This is a genomic window from Sneathia vaginalis (assembly GCF_000973085.1).
Lineage (GTDB): Bacteria > Fusobacteriota > Fusobacteriia > Fusobacteriales > Leptotrichiaceae > Sneathia > Sneathia vaginalis.
On record NZ_CP011280.1, the window covers coordinates 279,938 to 300,740 of the forward strand.

The following is a 20,803-nucleotide window of genomic DNA, read 5'->3' on the forward strand; positions in this document are numbered from 1 at the left end:
ATGAATGATTATGAATTAGAATATTTTGTTGCAACAGAAGAGTTAAAACATAGATATATAGATAGTGAAACTTTAAAAAAAGTAAGAAAAGTTAGAAGCAGAATACTTAGAAATGCACTATTAATATATACAGTTCTTTTGGTTATAATAGTCTTTATTTTATTTCACGTATTAATACGTATACCTAATGAAACAGTAAGCCTTATTTTAGGTATTATAGTTTTAATTTTGATTATAGCTCTTCAAAGACCTTGTGTAGATAAAATGTATAGATTTTTAATGAAGAAAAAGTATAAAAAATACTTGAGCAAAGAGTTTGTAGAAAGGCTAAAAAATGAACATAAATATTACGAAGATTGATGCCATAGGTTTAGGATATGGTGAATTAGTTTTAAAAGGTAAAAATAGAGGTACATTTGAGAGAAACATAAAGAAAAGACTTAAGAATAAATTAAATAATTTATCTTTTGAAACTACTTTATCAAATGATATGTCAAAAGAGTTTATACTTTTCCCTAAGGGTAATGCAAAAGAAGTATTGGAAGCAATAAAGAATGTATTTGGTATAAACAGCCTATTTTTAACTGAAAAAGTAGAAAAAGATATAGATAAAATAAAGGAAAAAGTCTTAGAAGTAGCAAATGAAGTATACGATAATGGAGCAAAGAATTTTAAAGTAGAAGTAAATAGAGCAGATAAGACTTTTCCAATAAACTCTATAGATTTTGCAAAAGAATTAGGTGGTCATATATTAGTAAATTCAAAATTTACTGATGTAAAAATGAAAGATCCAGACCTATTAATCTATGTAGATATTAGAAAAGATGTATATGTATATACAGAAAAAAGAAAAGCCTATGGAGGTTTACCACTAGGAAGTGCAGGACATGGACTATCGCTTATCTCAGGAGGTATAGATAGTCCAGTTGCCTCATTTTTAATGGCAAAAAGAGGAATGAAAATGTCTTATGTAACTTTTCATAGCTTCCCATTTACATCACAAAAGGCATTAGATAAGATAGAAGAATTAGTGCGTATATTAACACAATATAATGGGGCTAGTGCATTTTTCAAGATGAACATATTAAAAATGCAAGATGCTATAAAAAAATATACGAATGTAGACTATACTACTATTTTAACAAGAAGATGTATGATGAAGTTAGCACAAAGACTGGCAAATGAAAATGAATATAAGGCATTGGTTACAGGTGAAAGTTTGGGACAAGTAGCATCACAAACATTGTGTGGACTTACATGTACTAATGCTAGTGTAGACTTACCAGTATTTAGACCATTAATAGGACAAGATAAGATAGAAATAATGGAAAAAGCTAGTGAAATAGGGACATATGAAAAGTCAATAGAACCTTATGAAGATTCATGTAGTATGTTTGCACCAAAACATCCTGTTACTAATCCTAAAATAGAAGATGTTTTAAGAGAAGAAGCAAAAATAGAAAATTATGATGAAATAATGAATGAAATATACATGAATAAAGAAATGGTAATAGTTAGATAGGTGTAGAAATGAAAAAGATTATTAAGTCATTATCGAGAAATTTTGTTAATGCAAAAATAGGGGATTTAGCAACGAATTTAACATATGTTTCTTTCATTTCTATATTCCCCCTAGTTGCTGTTGTTATGGGACTATCAAAAGGATTTGGACTAGATAGACTCTTAGTTAATAGGTTAAAAGAATATGTACCAAGTTCTGAAACACAGTTGAACTATATACTAGAAGTTGCAGAAAAGTTGATAAACTCATTAAATTCTAGTGTATTATCAGGTGTTGGTTTGGTTATTATATTATGGTCAGTAATTAATTTGTTGATGATATTAGAAAAATCAATAAATATTGTATGGCAAGTTAGGGAAAATAGAAATCTATCAAGAAGGATAATAAACTACATTGCAATAATATTTATTATTCCCATAGTACTATTACTACTAATAGGTACAAATGATAAAATATTACAAATTCTATCATCATTTAGTAAAATAGGGATTTTTACTATAGTTATAATGAACATATTAAAACTTTTAATTATGATAAGTATAGTAACCTTTATGTATTACGCAGTACCTAATACCTATGTAAGTTTAAAATCTTCTGTTATATCTGCAACAACAGTAATATTAACCTTATTAGTACTTAGTAATTTTTATGGTTTCGTACAAAATAGCATATCAAAATACAATGCAATATATGGAAGTTTGGCATTTGTACCACTATTTCTTGTTTGGGTCAGATATTTATGGATAATAGTTCTAACAGGTGTACAATTAACATATATTTTAGATAGTAAAGATTTTAGCTTTGAGAATAAGATAAATATCTTGAGCAAAAAAAGCCTATGTATACAGGTATATGCTTTAATAGTAAGTAGATTCTTTGAGAATAAGAATCCATATTCTGTAAAGCAAATAAGTGATAAATTGGGTATAAACATACAATTGATTTTACACACACTTAGATGCCTTGAAAATATGGGATATGTTGTTAAGCTTGAAAGAAGAACGCTCTTTTATCAAGTAAATATTAATCCAGAAAATATTACTATAAAAGACGTATTAGAAAAATTTGAAAAGAAAGATTCTAAAACTCTTACAAATATACAACTTTATCAGGAATATCCAGTTGATACTTTAATAAAAGATGTATGGAAGGAGAAAAATGCTAATAATTAGCTTGATGCTTTTCGTTGTAATTTTACTTTTAGCATATTTAATATATATCAATAGTAAGAAGGACTTAAAGTATGAGATAACAGAAAAAATAGTCGATAAGAACAATGAAATAAAAGAAGGAATAACTAAAAATATTTTTGATAATAAAAAGGATATTATAGAACAACTGAATTTATTCAAAGATAATGCTAGAGAAACTATTGATAATAATATGGATAATCTTACAAAAAAATTAGAAGATAAATTAAAAGATTCTAATAGTATAAGTCTTGATATAGTTAAAAATATGACTACTTTTAAAGAAGATATACATAAGAATATCGATGAATTGATAAATAAGAATATTGAAAAGTTAGATACAAATTCAAAAAATATTACAAGTTTTAAAGAAGAAATACGTAATGAGATATATAAGAACTTAGATATACTTCTAAAAAGAGTAGAGGAGAAATTAGAACAAAGTAATAAACTAGATAAAAATACTAAGGATAGTATAAATAATTTTAAAGAGATAGTAAGTTTAAAATTAGAAGAAAGTCTAAAAGAAGGATTTAAAAAATCTAATGAAACTTTCGCATCAGTTTTAGAACGTTTATCTAAAATAGATGAAGCACAGAAAAATATAGATAAATTATCACAAAATGTTTTAGAATTACAAAAAGTTCTGACTGATAAGAAACTTAGAGGTAATTTTGGTGAAGTTCAACTATCACAAATTCTATACAATGTATTTGGTGAAAAGGGAAAACTATATGATCTACAATACGCAATGAAAGAAAAAAAGGTTGTAGATGCTATTATCTTTTCTAAAGAACCTCTAGGGTTATTACCAATAGATTCTAAGTTTCCATTGGAAAATTTTAATAGAATACAAGAAGGGCTTGATGCTAGAAAGAGTTTTGTGGATGATGTAAAAAAACATATAGATGATATATCTAATAAATACGTTGTAATTCAAAACTTAAATCAAGCTATTATGTTTATACCTTCTGAGGCAGTATACATATATATTTTATCTAGTTGCCCAGAGCTTATTAACTATTCATATGAAAAGAAAGTGTGGATAGCATCGCCAACAACATTAATGGCAATAGCTACAACAATACAGTTGTCTATAATAAATATAGAAAAGAATGAAAATGCTGAAAATCTCTATGAAAGTTTGAGAATTTTAGCACCAGAATTTAAAAGATACAAAGAACGTTGGACTACCCTTATAAAAGATTTTGAAAAAATAGAAAAAGATATGAAGGAGTTAAGTACAACAAGTAAGAAAATAGGAGATAAATTTGAAAAAATTAACACAGCACAATAAAATTTCATTATTTAAAATTTTTGTAAGTTTACTTAAAATTAATACTTTTACCTTTGGTGGAGGTTACACAATAGTCCCTATTATAAAACAAGAATTTGTAGAGAACTTAAATGCTATGAGTGAAGAAGAGATGATGAGTTGTGTATCATTATCAGCTAGTGTTCCAGGAGCTCTTGCAATATCTACATCATATTTGGTAGGGTATAAGTTAAGAGGAATATTAGGTGGTATTACTGCAGTATTAGCTTCTGTTTTACCATGTCTTGTAATTATTTCGTTGATTTCAATAGCTTATCATAGCTTTATAACCAATATATACATAAAAGCAATATTACAAGCAGTGGGTGCTATGGTTAGTGCAATACTGGTAGTTACTGTAATTAAGATGATAAAAAAAGTGGAATATAAGTTTATTCCCTTACTAGTAATAATGTTTATTCTAAGCTATTTCTTTAAAATTAAGCTTGCAATATTATTAGTAGTGTCAGCAGTAATAGGTTTAATAGAAGGGATTAGAAGATGTTAATATATTTACAACTATATTTCGTTTTTTTTGAAATAGGATTATTTGCCTTTGGTGGTGGTTATGCAGCACTACCATTAATACAAGAATATATTGTTAATAAACATGGGTGGATAAATGCAAAAACCATGTTGGACATTGTATCTATTTCTCAAATGACACCAGGTCCTATTGCGATAAATTCAGCAACATTTGTGGGATTGACTATTGGAAAACTACCAGGTGCTATAATAGCAACATTAGGTGTTGTAACACCACAAATAATAATATTAACAATATTTTTAAAAGTTATAGGTACAGATAACAAATATGTTAAGTTTATGTTAAAAGGTATATCAATAACAATAGTTGCTCTAATAGCAGTAACAAGTATAGACTTAGCAAGATCAGCTGTTTTTGAAAATATTAATGTTATTACAATATTAGTATTTGTACTAGGTTTAATTTTGTACTACAAGGGAGTTAATTTAATAAAATTAATTGTTTTTTCAGGGATTATAGGTTTTTTAGGAGTATTAATTCATGCTTAAAATAATAGTGGCAACAGGTAAAAATAGAGAGATAGGTAAAGATAATAAGTTATTATGGCATTTACCAGAGGACTTGAAACATTTTAAAAATTTAACTAAAAATTCAACTGTAATTATGGGATATAATACATATCTTAGCATAGGTAGACCTCTACCAAATAGAAAAAATATAGTGATTTGTGACAAGGATATTGAAATTGAAGGTGTCATAATATATAACGATTTAAAAAAATGCTTATCTGAAAATACAGATGCATATATTATAGGTGGACAAAGTATTTATGAACAAACACTAGATTATGTATCTGAGTTACATATTAGCTATATAGATAAAGCATATGAAGATGCAGACACATATTTTCCAGAATATGAGGATAAGTTTAAATTAAAATATAGTGAGAAAAAAACAGGCTTTGAGTATAGAGTATATGAAAAAATGGAGTAGTTATGAGAAAAAATGTAAATAAAAGAATTTCATCATATATTTTTAGATCTTTTGTAACTCCATTTTCAACTATACTTTTTTGTTTGGCATTGCTTTCATCTTTAACGCAAAAAATCTTCTTATTCTTAGTCATACTATTAAGTGGACTAATACATTTTACTCAAGAATTAAGAGCAAAGATAATAACAGACAAGTTATTAAAGTTAGTTAATACAAAAGTTAAAGTATTAAAAGATGATAAGGTTATAGAAATAAGTTCGGAGCAACTAAAATTAGATGATAAGATTGTATTAGAAGCAGGGGATAGAATACCAGCTGATGTAAAATTGTTAGAAACATCAGACTTTTTTGTGTCCCAGTCCGTTATAACTGGTGAGAGTGGCATAGTAGAAAAAAGGGCTACTAATACAGCTTTTTCAGGTACTAGTGTAGTTGGAGGTAGAGCAGTAGCCAAGGTTATTGCCCTAGGTAAGTCTACAGTATATGGGAACTTAGCTATTAATAATGTAGTTAAGAAAAGACGTTTTGACGAAGGTGCAAAATCAATCTCTATAGTACTAGTAAAATTTATGGCAATATTGCTACCAATAGTTTTTCTTATTCTAGGTATAACTAAGGGTCTTTGGTTAAGAGCATTTGTATTTTCATTATCTGTTGCTATAGGATTGACACCAGAATTACTTCCTATGGTAATATCTGCTTGTTTAGCAAAGGCAAGTAGTAGCTTATACAAGAAAAAAACTATAGTTAAAAATATAAATGCAATGCAGGCTTTAGGGAGTATGGATGTATTGTGTGTAGATAAGACTGGTACTCTAACAAAAGATGAAGTTATACTTGAATATTATCTAGATATTTTAGGTAATGAATCACAAAAAGTATTAGACTTTGCATATTTAAATAGTTACTATCATACGGGTGCAAAAAATCATTTAGATAGAGCAGTCTTAAAGTGTGAGAATGCATATTTAAAAAAATTAGTTAATGAGTATAATAAGATAGATGAAATCCCTTTTAATAATGAGAAAAAATATGCTAGTGTGCAAGTAAATGACTTGATAATTTTAAAAGGGGCATATAAGGAAATACTAAAAAAATGTTCATATATCGAATATAAAGGTAAAATAATCAAAATTGAAGATGATAAGCAAGAAAGCGTAAGACATATAGTAGATGAGATGACAGAAGATGGAATGAGAGTCTTAGCTATTTGCTATAAAAAAACAAATAAAACATACATAGATGATGAGGATGATTACATATTGTTAGGATATATTTCATTCTTTGATGCTCCAAAAAGTAGTGCAACTAGTTCCATATCTAAACTAAATAATTTAAATATAGATATTAGAATCTTAACGGGTGATAATAAAGGGACAACCATAGCAGTATGCAAAAGAATAGGTATAAAATGTAATAAGGTACTAACAGGAGAACAGATAGATAAGCTAGAGGGTGATGATGTATATACTACAATAGAATCTACTAATATTTTCGTAGAATTAAGCCCTAAACATAAGGCAAAAATAGTGGAAATTTTACAAAAAAATGGACACTTTGTAGGATTTTTAGGAGATGGTATGAATGATTTACCAGCTCAGTTGAAGGCTAATGTAAGTATATCTGTGGATAATGCTGTAACAGCTTTAAAAGATAGTGCAGATATTGTGTTGTTGAAAAAGGACTTAAATATATTAGAAGATAGTATAATAGAAGGAAGAAAAGCCTTTGTAAATATGGTTAAATATATTAAGATAACAGCATCATCTAATTTTGGAAATATTTGTGCGATAGTTTGTGCTAGTATATTTTTACCATTTTACCCCATAACTTCTGTGCAAATTCTTTTAGTTAATACATTATATGACATACTATGCTTAATTCTACCTTGGGATAATGTAGATAAAGAATTAATCAAAAGGCCACTAGAATGGTCTGGTAAGACATTAGAAAGATTTATGATATATTTTGGGCCTTTAAGTTTGATATTTGATATATTAACTTTCTTCTTCTTATACAAAATATTAGCACCAAGTGTAGCAGGAACTAATTACAAACAAGTTGTAAGTATATGTCAAACTGGATGGTTTTTAGAAACATTATGGACACAGGTTTTAATATTACATCTTTTAAGAACAGAAAAAATACCATTTATTCAAAGTAAACCATCAAAATTAGCAATGTTTACAACAATAAGTGGATTAATATTACTAAGTCTATTAACTATAAGTCCTTTGGGTAATTTGATAGGATTTACTACATTGCCACTTAGTTATTACATATTCTTAGCAGTAATAGTTTTATCATATATGATTTTAGTAACCATTTTTAAAATCTTTTATGTAAGAAAATACAAGAAGTTATTATAGGAGGACTTATGAAAAAAAATATAGAACATTTAATAATAGATAGTCTAACTATAGAAAAAATAATTGAAGAATATGAAAATACCAATGTATTAACAGAGTCTCTAAAAAACCTATTATCCGAAGATATACAAATGTTGGTTATTGAAAAAAAGGATAGCGAAAAAAGAAATAATGGTGTAATACAGATACAGGACCTATCTATTTACCCTATAGCAAGAAAGATATTAAAAAAAGATGAAGAAATATTTTTAACACCTAAGGAATTTGATATACTATTATTCCTAGCTAAAAATAGGGGAGAAGTTTTTACAAAAGAACAAATATATACAGCAGTTTGGGCTGATGACTATTTAATGGATGATAGTAATATAATGGCATTTATACGGAAAATAAGGAAGAAAATAGAAGATAATCCTGATAATCCTAAGTACATTTTAACTATTTGGGGTATAGGTTACAAATTTAATGAAAAGTAAGAAAATAGCAAGAATTTAGCCATAACATATTTCTTGCTTTTTTTGTACAATATGAGTGTAATAGAAAAAAGGAGGGATAAGATGGAAAAGAAGACTAAGAGCGAAAGAATACATTTTTGTGCAACACACTCAATAATTGAAACATTAAATTGTCTAGAAACAGTACTTACTGGTTTAGATCAAGAAGGTGTAGAAAAAAGTAGAAGCTTAAATGGAGTTAACAAGGTTACAAAAGAAAAGAAAAAATCTTTATTAAAAAGAATAATAGAAGCATTTATTAATCCATTTACAGCAATATTACTTTGTATAGCAATTGTTTCTAGTATGACAGATATAGTGTTTCCATATTTCAATTTATTTGGAAGTAATAAACAAGATCTTAACTACTTTACTGTTAGTATAATTATTATACTAATAATAATATCAGGTACATTAAGATTTATACAAGAATCTAGAAGTGGTAATGCAGCAGAAAAACTATTATCTATGATTACAACTACTTGTACAGTAACAAGAAAAGAACAAAAGAAAGTTGAAATACCACTTGATGAATTAGTAGTTGGGGATATAGTGCATTTATCAGCTGGAGATATGATACCTGCAGATTTAAGACTATTAGAAGCTAAGGACTTATTTATTAATCAATCTAGTATAACTGGTGAAAGTGGACCAGTGGAAAAGTTTTCACAAGTAAATGAATATAACGGAAGTATAACAGAATATACGAATATAGCGTATATGGGCACTAATGTAATTTCAGGTTCAGCAACAGCTGTAGCTGTAAATGTTGGAGATAATACACTATTTGGTGCTATGGCTAGTGCAGTTGCTAAAGAAGCTGTAGAAACTAACTTTACTAAGGGAGTAAACTCTGTAAGTTGGTTATTAATCAAATTTATGCTACTTATGGTACCTTTGGTATTTATAATAAACGGAATTACAAAAGGTGATTGGGTGTCAGCCTTTCTATTTGGTATTTCAATAGCCGTAGGTTTAACACCAGAAATGTTACCTATGATAGTTACAACAAGCCTTGCAAAAGGGGCTGTATCTATGAGTAAAAAAAATACCATAGTAAAAAATATTAACTCTATACAAAATTTTGGAGCAATAGATATTTTATGTACTGATAAAACTGGAACTATAACTCAAGATAAAGTTGTATTGCAATATTACTATAACATAGAAGGTAATGATGATGTTAGAGTATTAAGATATGCATATTTAAATAGTTTCTTCCAAACAGGTTACAAAAACCTTATGGACTTAGCGATAATAAAAAAGACAGAAGAATTAGAAAATCAAGATAAAAATTTAGAAGATTTATCTGAAAATTATGAAAAAATAGATGAAATTCCTTTTGATTTTAAAAGAAGAAGACTATCAACTGTAGTAAAAAATATGAAGACTGGTAAGATAAAAATGGTTACAAAGGGTGCTGTTGAAGAAATGTTATCAGTTTGTAAATATGTAGAAGAAAAAAGAGAAGTAAAAGAAATAACAGAAAAATTAAAAGAAAAAATCTTATGCACCGTAGATGAATTGAATAAAAAAGGATTCCGTGTTTTAGCTTTAGCTAAAAAAAATGAAGGTAAATTAAATGAAGAAGATATGATTTTAATAGGTTATCTAGCGTTCTTAGATCCACCTAAAGAATCAACTGAAGCTGCTATAAAGGCACTAAAAAAACATGGTGTTTCTACAAAAGTTTTAACTGGAGATAACGATCTTGTAACTAGAACTGTTTGTGAACAAGTTGGTTTGAAAATAACTAATATGTTTTTAGGTAGTGAAATTGAACAAATGGATGATAAAAGACTTAAAATTGCTGTTGAAGTTGCAGATGTATTTGCAAAATTAAGCCCAGAACAAAAGACTAGAATAGTTAGTATGCTAAGACAAAATGGTCATGTTGTAGGATTTTTAGGAGATGGAATAAATGATGCTGCAGCTATGAAAGCAGCAGATATAGGTATATCTGTTGATACAGCAGTAGATATTGCAAAAGAATCAGCTGATATAATATTACTTGAAAAAGATTTAGGAGTATTAGAAAAAGGTATACTTGAAGGAAGAAAAACTTATGCAAATATGATAAAGTATATAAAGATAACAGCGTCTTCTAATTTTGGTAATATGTTATCTGTATTGGTTGCCTCAACAATGTTACCATTTTTACCTATGGAAAGTTTACATTTAATAATATTAAATTTAATATATGATTTATCTTGTACTGCAATACCTTGGGATAATGTAGATGAAGAATTGTTAGATAAACCTTGCCAATGGGAAGCAAAATCAATAAAAACATTTATGTTATGGATAGGGCCTATAAGCTCAATATTTGATATTACAACATATATCTTTATGTATTTTGTACTTTGCCCATTAGTTGTTTCAAATGGTGTTTTATTCCATAATTTATCTAGTGTGTATCATGGCACACAATTAAGTGTAGTAAGATTAGGATACATAGCTTTATTCCAAACAGGTTGGTTTGTTGAATCTATGTGGAGTCAAAGTCTTGTAATACATATGATAAGAACAATAAAATTACCATTTATACAAAGTAGAGCATCTTTCCCAGTTACAACATTAACAATATCAGGTATATTACTATTAACAATAATACCATTTACAAAACTTGGAGCATATTTAGGATTTACTAACTTACCATTTGACTATTTCCTATACTTAATACCTTGTATAATTGTATATATGATTTTAGCAACAGTAATAAAAAAACTTTATGTTAAACACTATAATAGGTTGTTGTAAAATATTATTATTGAAATAATTTTAAATTAAAGGTAAAATTGTTGTATACTTGAGAGAGTGGTGAAAATGAAAGAAATTATAAAAAAATTAGATAAATTATTTGATTGGAATTGTAAAAATACAGATATTATAAAAAAATTTCCTTCAAGATTTAATAAAGATGATGCAAAAGCTTTAAAAAGTGATTGGCAGAAAGTTGGAGCAGATTTAATGTGGGCAGTAAATGAATATGGTAAGAAAAGCAAATAAGCCAGTAAACATAGAGAAAAAAAGTTTAAAATTAGTTTCTGAAACTTTTTCAGGTCCATTACCACATCCTGATGTATAAAAAAAGAAATTGTTGTATCAAATAGCTAGTTTTATCTAGCTATTTTTTTGTAGAAAAACAATCTTTTTTGTAGTATAATATTATATATTAACAAAAAGGTGATGTGATGAAAAATAAAGCAAATGAAAAGAAAAGGTTAATAGTAAGTATATTGTTAACTATAGGCTCAGGAATAATCCAGGCATATATTATAGAGTCTATGATGAGGCCATCTGGGTTAATTTCTATGGGATTTACAGGATTAGCACTGTTACTACATATGGGACTTGAAAAGATACATATAAATTTATCGGTTTCATTCTTTTTGATAGTGTTAAATTTACCAGTCGCTGTAATTTGTGCTAAAGCTATTAGTAAAAGATTTACTATATTATCTTTACTGCAGATTTTAAGTGCTTCAGTGTGTTTAATGATATTTGATTTCAAACCATTTTTTAGCTCCGTTATTTTAAATATAACGGTAGGGGCATTTGTGTATGGAATACAAATAGTTATGGCACTAAAAGCTGGTGGTTCAACAGGTGGAACAGATTTTATCGCTCTATATGTTTCAAATAAGATAAATAAGGCAATATGGGAGTATATATTTGTATTTAATGCATTGCTTTTAATAATTTTAGGTTTCTTATTTGGTTGGGATAGAGCAGGATATTCGTTAATATTTCAATTTGTGACTACATATACAATCTCAAAATTTTACACAAGATATGCAAGGGTTACAATTCAAGTAATTACTGCGTATCCAGATGAAATAATATCAGACTATATGAAAATAATACACCATGGTATAACAAAAGCAAAAGGTATAGGTGGTTATTCAAACAAGGAATACGGTATCCTATATGCAGTCGTATCTTCTTATGAGGTAGCAGAAGTTGTTAATGTAATAAAGAATATAGATAGTAATGCTATTATCAACATATACAAAACTGAAGACTTTTATGGTAAATTTCATCTTGATCCTATTTAAAGGAAGTGGATATAATGAAAAAAAGAGTAACAGGAGATATGAATATATTAGAAGCGGTTGAAAAATACCCAATAATAGCAGAAGTTTTAATGCGTTATGGATTAGGATGTTCTGGTTGTTTCATTTCTGAAATGGAAACAGTTTATGATGGTATAGCTGTGCATGGCTTAGATCCAGATATAGTTATAGACGAAATAAATATGTTAATCGAAATGCAAGAAAATGGAGAATTAGATTATTAATGAAAACAACGGGTAATATTTTAAAACAATATATTAAAGGTAAGATAAAAAGAGATGATTTTTCAAAGCTTTTAGGTATAAGCCCACAATATTTGAGCAATATTTTAAGTGATAAGAAGAAACCATCTTCAAAACTCTTGTATAAATTAATAATATCTCTTGGTATAACAAGTGAAGATGAAAAGAATATAAGAAAATATGAAGAATTAAGAACAAAAAAAGTTTACTATAACATAATAAATAAAAAAATGACGAAGGAAGGCTTAAAAGGTAATGAAAAAGAAAGAATTTACTCAAACAGAGGAAAGATATTTGGAACATTAACTGATTTAAGTCTTTTTATTACACTAGAATATGACTTATTTGATTTTAAAAAAGGTGATGTATTAGTTTTTAAAAAATATGAAGATGAAGAGATAAAAGAAGCGTATATAATATACGATAATAAGATAGCAAAGCTAAGAAAAGTAGATAAGTCATATATATTAGAAACAGATGAGTTAAAAATATTACAAAATATATCAATAGAGTATATTTTACTATATAGTATTAGGAGGAAACTATGAGTAGAAAGTATTTTGGTACTGATGGTATCAGAGGAGAAGCAAACAAGGATTTAAACATTGAACTTGTTACAAGATTGGGACTAGCATTAGGATATTATTTAAACAAGAATAATAAGAATAAGGATGTTAAACCTAAGATAGTATTAGGAACAGATACAAGAATATCAGGGTATATGATACGTTCTGCATTTTCAGCAGGACTTACTGCAATGGGAGTAAATATTGACTTTGTTGGAGTTTTACCTACACCAGGTATAAGCTATTTAACAAGAGTAAAGGGTGTAGATGCAGGTGTAATGATATCAGCTTCACATAACCCAATAAAAGATAATGGAATAAAGATATTTAGTAGTAATGGATTTAAATTACCTGATGAAATAGAAGAAGAATTAGAAGGATACATGGATAATAAGGAATTAATGATGCAAAATCTAGTTCCAGCAGAAAGATTAGGTAGATTTATCTTCGTTGAAGATGATATGAAAATGTACAGAAGATTTTTAAGAAGTACAGCACACATAAAGTTTACAGGATTTAGAATAGTAATAGATACAGGTAATGGAGCAGCATACCGTGTTGCAGCAAAGGTTTTCCAAGGATTAGGTGCTGATGTAATAGTAATAAATAACATACCAAATGGTAAGAATATAAATGTTAACTGTGGTTCAACACATCCTGAACTATTACAAGAAATGGTTAAATTATACAAAGCTAATATAGGTCTTGCATACGATGGTGATGCAGATAGATTAATAGCTGTTGATGAAAAGGGTAATATAATAAACGGAGATTTAACAATAGCAATAATAGCAATGAATCTTAAAAAACGTGGACTACTTAATTCAAATACAGTAGTTACAACAGTATTAAGTAATATGGGATTTGAAAAGTACCTACAAAAGAAAGGTATAAGATTAGTTAGATCAAATGTTGGTGACAGATATGTACTAGAAAAGATGCAACAACAATCACTAAACCTAGGTGGAGAACAATCAGGACATATAATAATGTTAGATCACAATACTACAGGGGACGGTGTATTATCATCTATACAATTAGTACAAGCTGTAATAGAATCAAAGAAAAAATTAAGCGAATTAGTAGAAAAAATAACATTATGGCCTCAAAGAATGGAAAATATACAAGTTGCAAAAGAAAAGAAGTTAACATGGCATGAAAATGAAGCAATAATCAATGCAATAAAGAAGGCTAGTGAAGAATTAACTGGAGTTGGAAGAGTCTTAGTTAGACCATCAGGAACTGAATCATTGATAAGAGTAATGGTTGAAGCTAAAGAACAAAAACTAGTTGATAAGTATGTAGAAGAATTAAGCGATGTAGTTAGAAATGAGTTATGCTAATGCATAAAGAATTTGCTAGTATATATGATGAATTCACAAAATATGTAGACTATAATTCATGGTATAAGTTTTTAAGAAAATACATTAAAAAACCTGATAAAATATTGGATATAGGTTGCGGGACTGCAACAATAACAAGTATGTTTTTTAAAGATAAGTTTGATGTAGTAGGTCTTGATATATCAGAAGAAATGTTAAAGTATGCGAAAATAAAAAACAATAAGATTAAGTATGTGTGTTTAGACATACAAAAAGAATATATACAAGATAAATTCAAATATATTACTTGTAACTTTGATACAGTAAACTATTTAGAAGATTTTAATAAATTCATTAGTCATTGTTCAAAGATGCAAGATGAGGGTGGAATATTAATCTTTGATATAGTAACAGAAGATATATTCGATGAGATATTTGAATCTGATATATTTCTAGATGAAGAAGAAAACTATACAGCAATTTGGACTCATAAAAAAGAAAAAAAGAATAGACATCGTATAGACATTAGTATATTCAAAAAAGAAAAATCTAATATCTATACTAGATATGATGAGCATCATAAAAAATATATATACGAAATGGAAGAAGTCATTGATGGATTAAATAATAATGGATATGTACTTTATGATGTAGCTAAAAATCCTAAGTATGGATATTCTCGTATATTTGTTATAGCTAAGAAAGAATAAATATGGATAAAAAGTTTGATAATTTACATGAATTAAAAGATTCTGAATTTGCAGATTTAATGGAAAATACTAAATTTGTAGAACAAGATGAAAGTAAGTATGATGAAGATGGAGATGAAAAAAAAGCGGTGAATAAGACAAAGTTTGCAAGATATATATCAACAGCAACAGGATTTATCTTCACACTTTCATCACCTTGTATACTACTTCTTTGCATATACTACATCTTGCGTAAATATTGCTTTCATAGAAGTAGACCAGGAATACTAATATTCTTAATAGTATTAGGAATCTTTACAGGATATTGGTCTTTATTTAAAGAAATAGGAGGTACAAAAAAATGAAAAAGATATCAATATTTTTTATACTACTATCCCTTATTTCTTTCTCATCAAAAATTAAATTAAGTTTGAATGAGAATTATACTGCAACGATGACAAATGATAAGGCATTAATATCTGTAATATTTAAAGATAAATTAGAAGAAAATAAGCTACAGAATGAATTAAACTTATTGAATTCTAAATTGACTTTTTTAAATTATGAGAATGATACAAAAGAAAAAATAGGTTCATATACAGCGAAAATAGTTTTAAATAAGGGATATGATATATATAAGAAAAGAACTGCTAAAACAGAAAAGGAAGCTATACAAGATTTAATATTAGACTTAAAAGATATTAAAGGTGCAAAATTAGTAAGTTTTGATATAGAGAAAAAATATGATATAGATAAATGTAAGATTAATAAAAAGTATTTAGTTGAAGTAGATAATTTGAATAAGATAAATAATATCCTTGATGTATTAAAAAAATATAATGGAAATATCAGTAATCCAAAGTATGTATCAAATGATGCTACCAATCTATACTCTAAGATATTGTCTAAAACAGATTTAAAAGCAAAAAATATTGCAAATATATTGGGGTATAAATTACAAGATAATATAGATATAGAAGAATTGAAGGATAATAAACATATTTACTTTGATAGGGCAATGTACTTATCAGAGTCTAATAGTAACTTTAAAGTGGATGATGCAAAAACAACTTTAAATGCAAATGTAACTTATACATTAGTAAATAATGCTAAGGATGAATATAAGTCTAGTATTAAAATCTATGGTACGGCAACTGAATATATCACACCTAAGAGTGTTAATATTCAAATAACAGTTGATAATGATGAAATATTAAATCAGCTTAAGGAATATGATTTTAAAACAAAAGTATATAATACATATGAAGAAGTAGAAAAAATACCTACAGAAAACTATATACAAATTAAGCTTGAAGCTAGTAAAATAAATGATATGGAGTATTTAATAAATAATATAGATAGTTTGACTATAAAAGCAAAAAGTGAAAAAAAAGTTAACGAAATATTGAATGAAACTATTAACAAATTCAAAAAGCATGGTATAACAGTTATTGTTAAAGAAAAAAATATCATACAAGATGAAAAAGAAATACGCCAAAAAAAGGTTTATCATGTATTGAGCTTAAATGTTAATAGTATGGAAAAATTTAATAAGATATATCTAGATTTAGTTAATAAGGGGATAAAAAATATAGACTTAAAATACGAAATTGATGATAGCACTGTATATCAAAAAGCATTATACAACGCTTTAGATAAATTAAAAACTTTCAAGGGATATAGTATAAGATCTATAAAAGAAATAAAAGATGATTCTGATTATTATGATATTCCTGTAAAGCTAACTAGAAACATAATAGTAGAAGCGGGAATAGAAAGGTAAGTAAATGGTAGTACATAAATATGGAGGTTCATCAGTTGCAACAACTGAAAAGATACTAGATATAGCTAAGAGTTTAAAAGAGATATATGATAAAAAAGAACAAATAGTTGTCGTAGTTTCAGCAATGGGTAAAACAACAAATAAGCTAATAAGTTTAGCACATGAAATTACCTCAAATCCAGATAAAAGGGAAATGGATAGATTGATGTCTACTGGAGAAAATCAAACTATAGCCCTACTTTCAATAGCACTAAATAGTTTAGGTGTACCAAGTGTCTCATATACAGGAGAACAATTAGAAATTAAAACTAAAGGCGTACACATGAAAAATACTATTGAAAGTATTAATAAGGATAAGATATTAAAGGCCTTAGATGAAAATAAGGTAGTAATAGTAGCAGGATTTCAAGGTGTGAATGCTATAGGAGATGTAACAACTTTAGGTAGAGGAGGATCCGATACAACAGCTGTTGCACTTTCTTGTGTTTTGAAATGTAAGTGCGAAATTTATACTGATGTAGATGGTATTTACAGAATAGATCCAAGAATATATAGTGATGCTAAAAAAATACAAAATATTAGCTATGAAGAAATGATGGAATTAGCATATTTAGGTGCAGGGGTTATGGAACCAAGAGCCATAGAATTAGGATATAAATATGGTGTCCCTATATACGTAGGTAAAACATTAGGATTAAAGAATGGAACAAATATAACTAAGGAGAGAAACAATATGGAAGATCAAGAAATAACAGGTATATCTGTTAATTCTAATACTTTAATGGTTACAATTGATGGTATACCTACATATGCACATAATTTAGAACCAATATTTCAAAAAGCGAGTGAATTAGGAATTAATATAGATATAATAAGTCATAATGATGTAATATCAGAAAATGGTAGTATAGCATTTACTACACCTAGAACAGATGAAAATTTAATAAAAGAACTATTTGATAGCGTAAAAATTAGTGCTGATACAAAGATATTGATAAATAAAAATGTTGTCAAAGTTTCATTAGTTGGTATAGGTATGATGACACATGGTAGCGTAGTAGCTAAGATATTTAATGTGTTGTCTGAAAATAATTTGAGCTTTCACCAAATATCAACATCAGAAATTAGTATTTCATTAATAGTAGATGAAAGTATATCAAATCAAGTAGCCAGCTTATTAGCAAAGAAATTTAATATTTAGGAGAAAAATATGAGATTATTTGGAGCATACGTAGCATTAGTAACACCATTTAAAGATGATTTAAGTGTGGACTATGAAAAATTAAAAGAATTAGTAGAATTTCAAATAGAAAATAAGATATCTGGTATAGTAGTTTGTGGAACAACAGGAGAAACACCTACTCTAACAGATGAAGAATATGAAAAAGTTGTTGGGACTGTTGTAAAAACAGTTAATAAGAGAGTGCAAGTCATAGCAGGTGCTGGGTCAAATTGTACAAAAAAAGCAGTAGACTTAGCTAAAAAATGTAGAGAACTTAATGTAGATAGCATATTAGTTACTTGTCCTTTCTATAATAAGCCAACACAAAGAGGATTAATGAGACATTATGAAGAAGTAGCAAAAGTAGGATTACCAGTAATAATATACAATGTTCCTGGTAGAACTGGTGTAAATATTTTACCAGAAACTGTAGCAGAATTATCTAAGATTCCTAATATTATAGGAATAAAAGAAGCAAGTGGTAGTATAGAACAAATGATAGAAATACATAAATTATGTAGACCAAACTTTAATATATTATCAGGTGAGGATCATTTAATAATGCCTATGAGTGCTATAGGTTGTACTGGTGTAATATCTGTTACAGCTAATATATTACCAAAAAGAGTTTCAGAATTCTTCACTTTAGAAGGAGAAGAAAAATTAGCAATGCATGAATACCTATATGATATAAGTAGAAACCTATTTATCGAAGGTAATCCTGTTACAATAAAAGAAGCAATGGACATATTAAATTTATGTAAGAATAATTTAAGATTACCACTAGTTAAGGCAAGTAGTGAAACAAGAGAAAAATTAATAAAACTATTCAAATCTAAGGGGATTTTATGAGATTTACAAAATATCAAGGTTTAGGTAATGATTTTCTAATAGTAGATGAAGAACTAGATGAAAAAACAATAATCTTCTTATGTGATAGACACTTTGGAGTGGGTGCAGATGGTGTAATTATACAAGAATTTAAAGATAATGTACCATTTATGAAGTTTTTTAATCAAGATGGAAGTCGTGCTAAAATGTGTGGTAATGGTATTAGATGTTATGCAGATTATCTTTATCATAAGAATTTAGACTATACAACAATAGATACTTTAGCGGGCCTAAAAAAAGTAGAAAAAGTAGGCAGTGAGTATAAGGTATTTATGGGTAAGGCAGAAAATCTTGAAATAAAGGATGGATACTATAACATATTTACAGGGACTAATCATTTGGTGATAATATCTAATAAAGGAATAGAATATTTAAAAGAAATAGGTCCTAAATTACAAAAAAAGTATGACACAAATGTAAATTTAGTTAATGTATTAGATAGAGAAAATATAGACATATACACCTATGAAAGAGGTGTTGGTATAACACTTGCTTGTGGAACAGGAGCTTGTGCAAGTGCTTATGTGGCAAATAAATTAAATTTAGTAGATAAAAATGTTAATGTTCATCTATTAGGAGGAGATTTAAAGATATTCTTAACTGATGAAGGTATATATATGCAAGGAAGTGCAAAAAAAGTATTTGAAGGAGAAATAAAATGAGTGTAAATGTTGCAGTAGTAGGAGCAACGGGTTTAGTTGGTCAAACAATGTTAAAGGTATTAAATGAAAGAAATTTTCCTATTAATAAGCTATACCTTTATGCATCTAAAAGATCTAAAGGTAAGAAGATAAAATATCAAGATAAGGAATATACAGTAATAGAATTGACTAAGGAAAATATAGCAAACGATATAGACATCGCCCTATTTTCAGCAGGAGCTAGTACATCTAATGAATTTGCACAAGAATTTGTAAATAAAGGTGCAATAGTAATTGATAATAGTAGTTGCTTTAGAATGGATGATGATAAAGCTTTAGTAGTACCAGAAGTTAATAGTGAAACTATACCAGATAAGGGAATTATTGCCAATCCTAATTGTTCTACTATTACAGTTATGCCAGCACTAAAATACTTAAGTGATAAGTATGGTTTAGAAAGAGTTGTATATTCTACATATCAATCTGTTTCAGGAGCTGGAATGGGTGGACTAAATGATTTAGATAATAATCTAAAAGGAGAAAAGAGTCAAAAATTTGATGATCAAATAGCTTTTAACTTAATACCATATATAGATAAATTTCAAGATTCAGGTTATACAAAAGAAGAAGAAAAAATGATAAATGAATCAAGAAAGATTTTAGGATTAAAAGATTTAAGAGTTACAGCAACTTGTGTTAGAGTGCCAGTTAGATACTCACATGGGGTAAGTGTAAATGTTGAATTAAAAAAAGATTTTGACTTAAAAGATCTAATAGAAGGATTAAGTAAAGCAAAGGGAGTTGTTGTTTCAAATGAAATTCACCCTACTCCTTTAAAAGTTGAGGGTAAAGATGAAACATATGTTGGTCGTATTAGAAGAGATAATTCGGTAAAATATGGATTGAATCTTTGGATAGTTGCAGATAATATTAGAAAAGGGGCAGCGACAAATGCAGTTGAAATAGCACAAGAAATTTTAAAAAAAAGGGAGGAATAAGCA

22 protein-coding genes are annotated in these 20,803 nt (G+C 27.6%); all 22 read left to right on the forward strand.

Annotated features, from left to right (window positions below; genetic code table 11):
- The 22 genes from VC03_RS01350 (at window position 1) to VC03_RS01455 (ending at window position 20,800) form a co-directional block, all read left to right on the forward strand.
- Complete coding sequence (locus tag VC03_RS01350) at window positions 1-360, forward strand: hypothetical protein (protein WP_046328326.1); 360 nt, start codon at window positions 1-3, stop codon at window positions 358-360.
- Complete coding sequence (gene thiI / locus VC03_RS01355) at window positions 335-1,522, forward strand: tRNA uracil 4-sulfurtransferase ThiI (protein ID WP_046328327.1); 1,188 nt, start codon at window positions 335-337, stop codon at window positions 1,520-1,522. The genes VC03_RS01350 and thiI overlap by 26 nt, the downstream gene beginning before the upstream one ends.
- 8 nt (window positions 1,523-1,530) lie before the next feature.
- Window positions 1,531-2,694 carry a YhjD/YihY/BrkB family envelope integrity protein gene (locus tag VC03_RS01360; RefSeq protein WP_046328328.1) on the forward strand — a complete coding sequence of 388 codons (1,164 nt, stop codon included), beginning with the start codon at window positions 1,531-1,533 and terminating at the stop codon, window positions 2,692-2,694.
- The gene (locus VC03_RS01365; RefSeq protein ID WP_046328329.1) at window positions 2,681-4,009 is read left to right on the forward strand and encodes a DNA recombination protein RmuC; all 1,329 of its coding nucleotides are present in this window, start codon (window positions 2,681-2,683) and stop codon (window positions 4,007-4,009) included. Before VC03_RS01360 ends, VC03_RS01365 begins: the two co-directional genes overlap by 14 nt.
- Window positions 3,984-4,535, forward strand: a complete 552-nt coding sequence (locus tag VC03_RS01370) for a chromate transporter (protein WP_046328330.1) — start codon at window positions 3,984-3,986, stop codon at window positions 4,533-4,535. Before VC03_RS01365 ends, VC03_RS01370 begins: the two co-directional genes overlap by 26 nt.
- Complete coding sequence (locus VC03_RS01375; RefSeq protein ID WP_046328331.1) at window positions 4,529-5,062, forward strand: chromate transporter; 534 nt, start codon at window positions 4,529-4,531, stop codon at window positions 5,060-5,062. Before VC03_RS01370 ends, VC03_RS01375 begins: the two co-directional genes overlap by 7 nt.
- Window positions 5,055-5,507 (forward strand): dihydrofolate reductase, encoded by a 453-nt coding sequence (locus VC03_RS01380; RefSeq protein WP_046328332.1) that lies wholly within the window; start codon window positions 5,055-5,057, stop codon window positions 5,505-5,507. Before VC03_RS01375 ends, VC03_RS01380 begins: the two co-directional genes overlap by 8 nt.
- Window positions 5,508-5,509: 2 nt before the next feature.
- Window positions 5,510-7,876, forward strand: a complete 2,367-nt coding sequence (gene mgtA / locus VC03_RS01385) for a magnesium-translocating P-type ATPase (protein WP_046328333.1) — start codon at window positions 5,510-5,512, stop codon at window positions 7,874-7,876.
- Window positions 7,877-7,884: 8 nt separating this feature from the next.
- Window positions 7,885-8,352 (forward strand): winged helix-turn-helix domain-containing protein, encoded by a 468-nt coding sequence (locus VC03_RS01390; RefSeq protein WP_046328334.1) that lies wholly within the window; start codon window positions 7,885-7,887, stop codon window positions 8,350-8,352.
- A 51-nt stretch (window positions 8,353-8,403) separates the two neighbouring features.
- Complete coding sequence (mgtA, locus tag VC03_RS01395; RefSeq protein ID WP_046329232.1) at window positions 8,404-11,130, forward strand: magnesium-translocating P-type ATPase; 2,727 nt, start codon at window positions 8,404-8,406, stop codon at window positions 11,128-11,130.
- Window positions 11,131-11,196: 66 nt separating this feature from the next.
- Window positions 11,197-11,379, forward strand: coding sequence for a hypothetical protein (locus VC03_RS01400; protein WP_046328335.1), 183 nt, complete (start codon window positions 11,197-11,199; stop codon window positions 11,377-11,379).
- Window positions 11,380-11,564: 185 nt separating this feature from the next.
- A complete protein-coding gene (locus tag VC03_RS01405) occupies window positions 11,565-12,428 on the forward strand; it encodes a YitT family protein (RefSeq protein ID WP_046328336.1) in 864 nt (287 codons plus the stop codon).
- Window positions 12,429-12,442: 14 nt separating this feature from the next.
- Window positions 12,443-12,670, forward strand: a complete 228-nt coding sequence (locus VC03_RS01410) for a DUF1858 domain-containing protein (RefSeq protein ID WP_046328337.1) — start codon at window positions 12,443-12,445, stop codon at window positions 12,668-12,670.
- Window positions 12,670-13,236 carry a helix-turn-helix domain-containing protein gene (locus VC03_RS01415; RefSeq protein WP_046328338.1) on the forward strand — a complete coding sequence of 189 codons (567 nt, stop codon included), beginning with the start codon at window positions 12,670-12,672 and terminating at the stop codon, window positions 13,234-13,236. Before VC03_RS01410 ends, VC03_RS01415 begins: the two co-directional genes overlap by 1 nt.
- Window positions 13,233-14,597, forward strand: a complete 1,365-nt coding sequence (gene glmM, locus VC03_RS01420; RefSeq protein ID WP_046328339.1) for a phosphoglucosamine mutase — start codon at window positions 13,233-13,235, stop codon at window positions 14,595-14,597. The genes VC03_RS01415 and glmM overlap by 4 nt, the downstream gene beginning before the upstream one ends.
- Window positions 14,597-15,286 (forward strand): class I SAM-dependent DNA methyltransferase, encoded by a 690-nt coding sequence (locus tag VC03_RS01425; protein WP_046328340.1) that lies wholly within the window; start codon window positions 14,597-14,599, stop codon window positions 15,284-15,286. Before glmM ends, VC03_RS01425 begins: the two co-directional genes overlap by 1 nt.
- A 2-nt stretch (window positions 15,287-15,288) precedes the next feature.
- A complete protein-coding gene (locus tag VC03_RS01430) occupies window positions 15,289-15,630 on the forward strand; it encodes a hypothetical protein (protein ID WP_046328341.1) in 342 nt (113 codons plus the stop codon).
- Window positions 15,627-17,048 carry a hypothetical protein gene (locus tag VC03_RS01435; RefSeq protein WP_046328342.1) on the forward strand — a complete coding sequence of 474 codons (1,422 nt, stop codon included), beginning with the start codon at window positions 15,627-15,629 and terminating at the stop codon, window positions 17,046-17,048. Before VC03_RS01430 ends, VC03_RS01435 begins: the two co-directional genes overlap by 4 nt.
- Window positions 17,049-17,052: 4 nt before the next feature.
- A complete protein-coding gene (locus VC03_RS01440; protein WP_046328343.1) occupies window positions 17,053-18,249 on the forward strand; it encodes an aspartate kinase in 1,197 nt (398 codons plus the stop codon).
- Window positions 18,250-18,258: 9 nt separating this feature from the next.
- The gene (dapA, locus tag VC03_RS01445; RefSeq protein WP_046328344.1) at window positions 18,259-19,122 is read left to right on the forward strand and encodes a 4-hydroxy-tetrahydrodipicolinate synthase; all 864 of its coding nucleotides are present in this window, start codon (window positions 18,259-18,261) and stop codon (window positions 19,120-19,122) included.
- Window positions 19,119-19,823 carry a diaminopimelate epimerase gene (gene dapF / locus VC03_RS01450; RefSeq protein ID WP_046328345.1) on the forward strand — a complete coding sequence of 235 codons (705 nt, stop codon included), beginning with the start codon at window positions 19,119-19,121 and terminating at the stop codon, window positions 19,821-19,823. The genes dapA and dapF overlap by 4 nt, the downstream gene beginning before the upstream one ends.
- Window positions 19,820-20,800: an aspartate-semialdehyde dehydrogenase gene (locus tag VC03_RS01455; protein ID WP_046328346.1), complete on the forward strand. Its 981-nt coding sequence runs from the start codon at window positions 19,820-19,822 to the stop codon at window positions 20,798-20,800. Before dapF ends, VC03_RS01455 begins: the two co-directional genes overlap by 4 nt.
- Window positions 20,801-20,803: the final 3 nt, after the last annotated feature.

Coding starts and splice junctions, on each gene's coding strand:
- VC03_RS01435 (WP_046328342.1), top strand. CDS start 15,627: ATGAAAAAGATATCAATATTTTTTATACTACTATCCCTTATTTCTTTC.
- VC03_RS01410 (WP_046328337.1), top strand. CDS start 12,443: ATGAAAAAAAGAGTAACAGGAGATATGAATATATTAGAAGCGGTTGAA.
- VC03_RS01390 (WP_046328334.1), top strand. CDS start 7,885: ATGAAAAAAAATATAGAACATTTAATAATAGATAGTCTAACTATAGAA.
- VC03_RS01425 (WP_046328340.1), top strand. CDS start 14,597: ATGCATAAAGAATTTGCTAGTATATATGATGAATTCACAAAATATGTA.
- VC03_RS01400 (WP_046328335.1), top strand. CDS start 11,197: ATGAAAGAAATTATAAAAAAATTAGATAAATTATTTGATTGGAATTGT.
- VC03_RS01350 (WP_046328326.1), top strand. CDS start 1: ATGAATGATTATGAATTAGAATATTTTGTTGCAACAGAAGAGTTAAAA.
- VC03_RS01380 (WP_046328332.1), top strand. CDS start 5,055: ATGCTTAAAATAATAGTGGCAACAGGTAAAAATAGAGAGATAGGTAAA.
- mgtA (WP_046328333.1), top strand. CDS start 5,510: ATGAGAAAAAATGTAAATAAAAGAATTTCATCATATATTTTTAGATCT.
- VC03_RS01440 (WP_046328343.1), top strand. CDS start 17,053: ATGGTAGTACATAAATATGGAGGTTCATCAGTTGCAACAACTGAAAAG.
- thiI (WP_046328327.1), top strand. CDS start 335: ATGAACATAAATATTACGAAGATTGATGCCATAGGTTTAGGATATGGT.
- dapF (WP_046328345.1), top strand. CDS start 19,119: ATGAGATTTACAAAATATCAAGGTTTAGGTAATGATTTTCTAATAGTA.
- glmM (WP_046328339.1), top strand. CDS start 13,233: ATGAGTAGAAAGTATTTTGGTACTGATGGTATCAGAGGAGAAGCAAAC.
- VC03_RS01455 (WP_046328346.1), top strand. CDS start 19,820: ATGAGTGTAAATGTTGCAGTAGTAGGAGCAACGGGTTTAGTTGGTCAA.
- dapA (WP_046328344.1), top strand. CDS start 18,259: ATGAGATTATTTGGAGCATACGTAGCATTAGTAACACCATTTAAAGAT.
- VC03_RS01415 (WP_046328338.1), top strand. CDS start 12,670: ATGAAAACAACGGGTAATATTTTAAAACAATATATTAAAGGTAAGATA.
- VC03_RS01360 (WP_046328328.1), top strand. CDS start 1,531: ATGAAAAAGATTATTAAGTCATTATCGAGAAATTTTGTTAATGCAAAA.
- VC03_RS01365 (WP_046328329.1), top strand. CDS start 2,681: ATGCTAATAATTAGCTTGATGCTTTTCGTTGTAATTTTACTTTTAGCA.
- VC03_RS01375 (WP_046328331.1), top strand. CDS start 4,529: ATGTTAATATATTTACAACTATATTTCGTTTTTTTTGAAATAGGATTA.
- VC03_RS01430 (WP_046328341.1), top strand. CDS start 15,289: ATGGATAAAAAGTTTGATAATTTACATGAATTAAAAGATTCTGAATTT.
- mgtA (WP_046329232.1), top strand. CDS start 8,404: ATGAGTGTAATAGAAAAAAGGAGGGATAAGATGGAAAAGAAGACTAAG.
- VC03_RS01405 (WP_046328336.1), top strand. CDS start 11,565: ATGAAAAATAAAGCAAATGAAAAGAAAAGGTTAATAGTAAGTATATTG.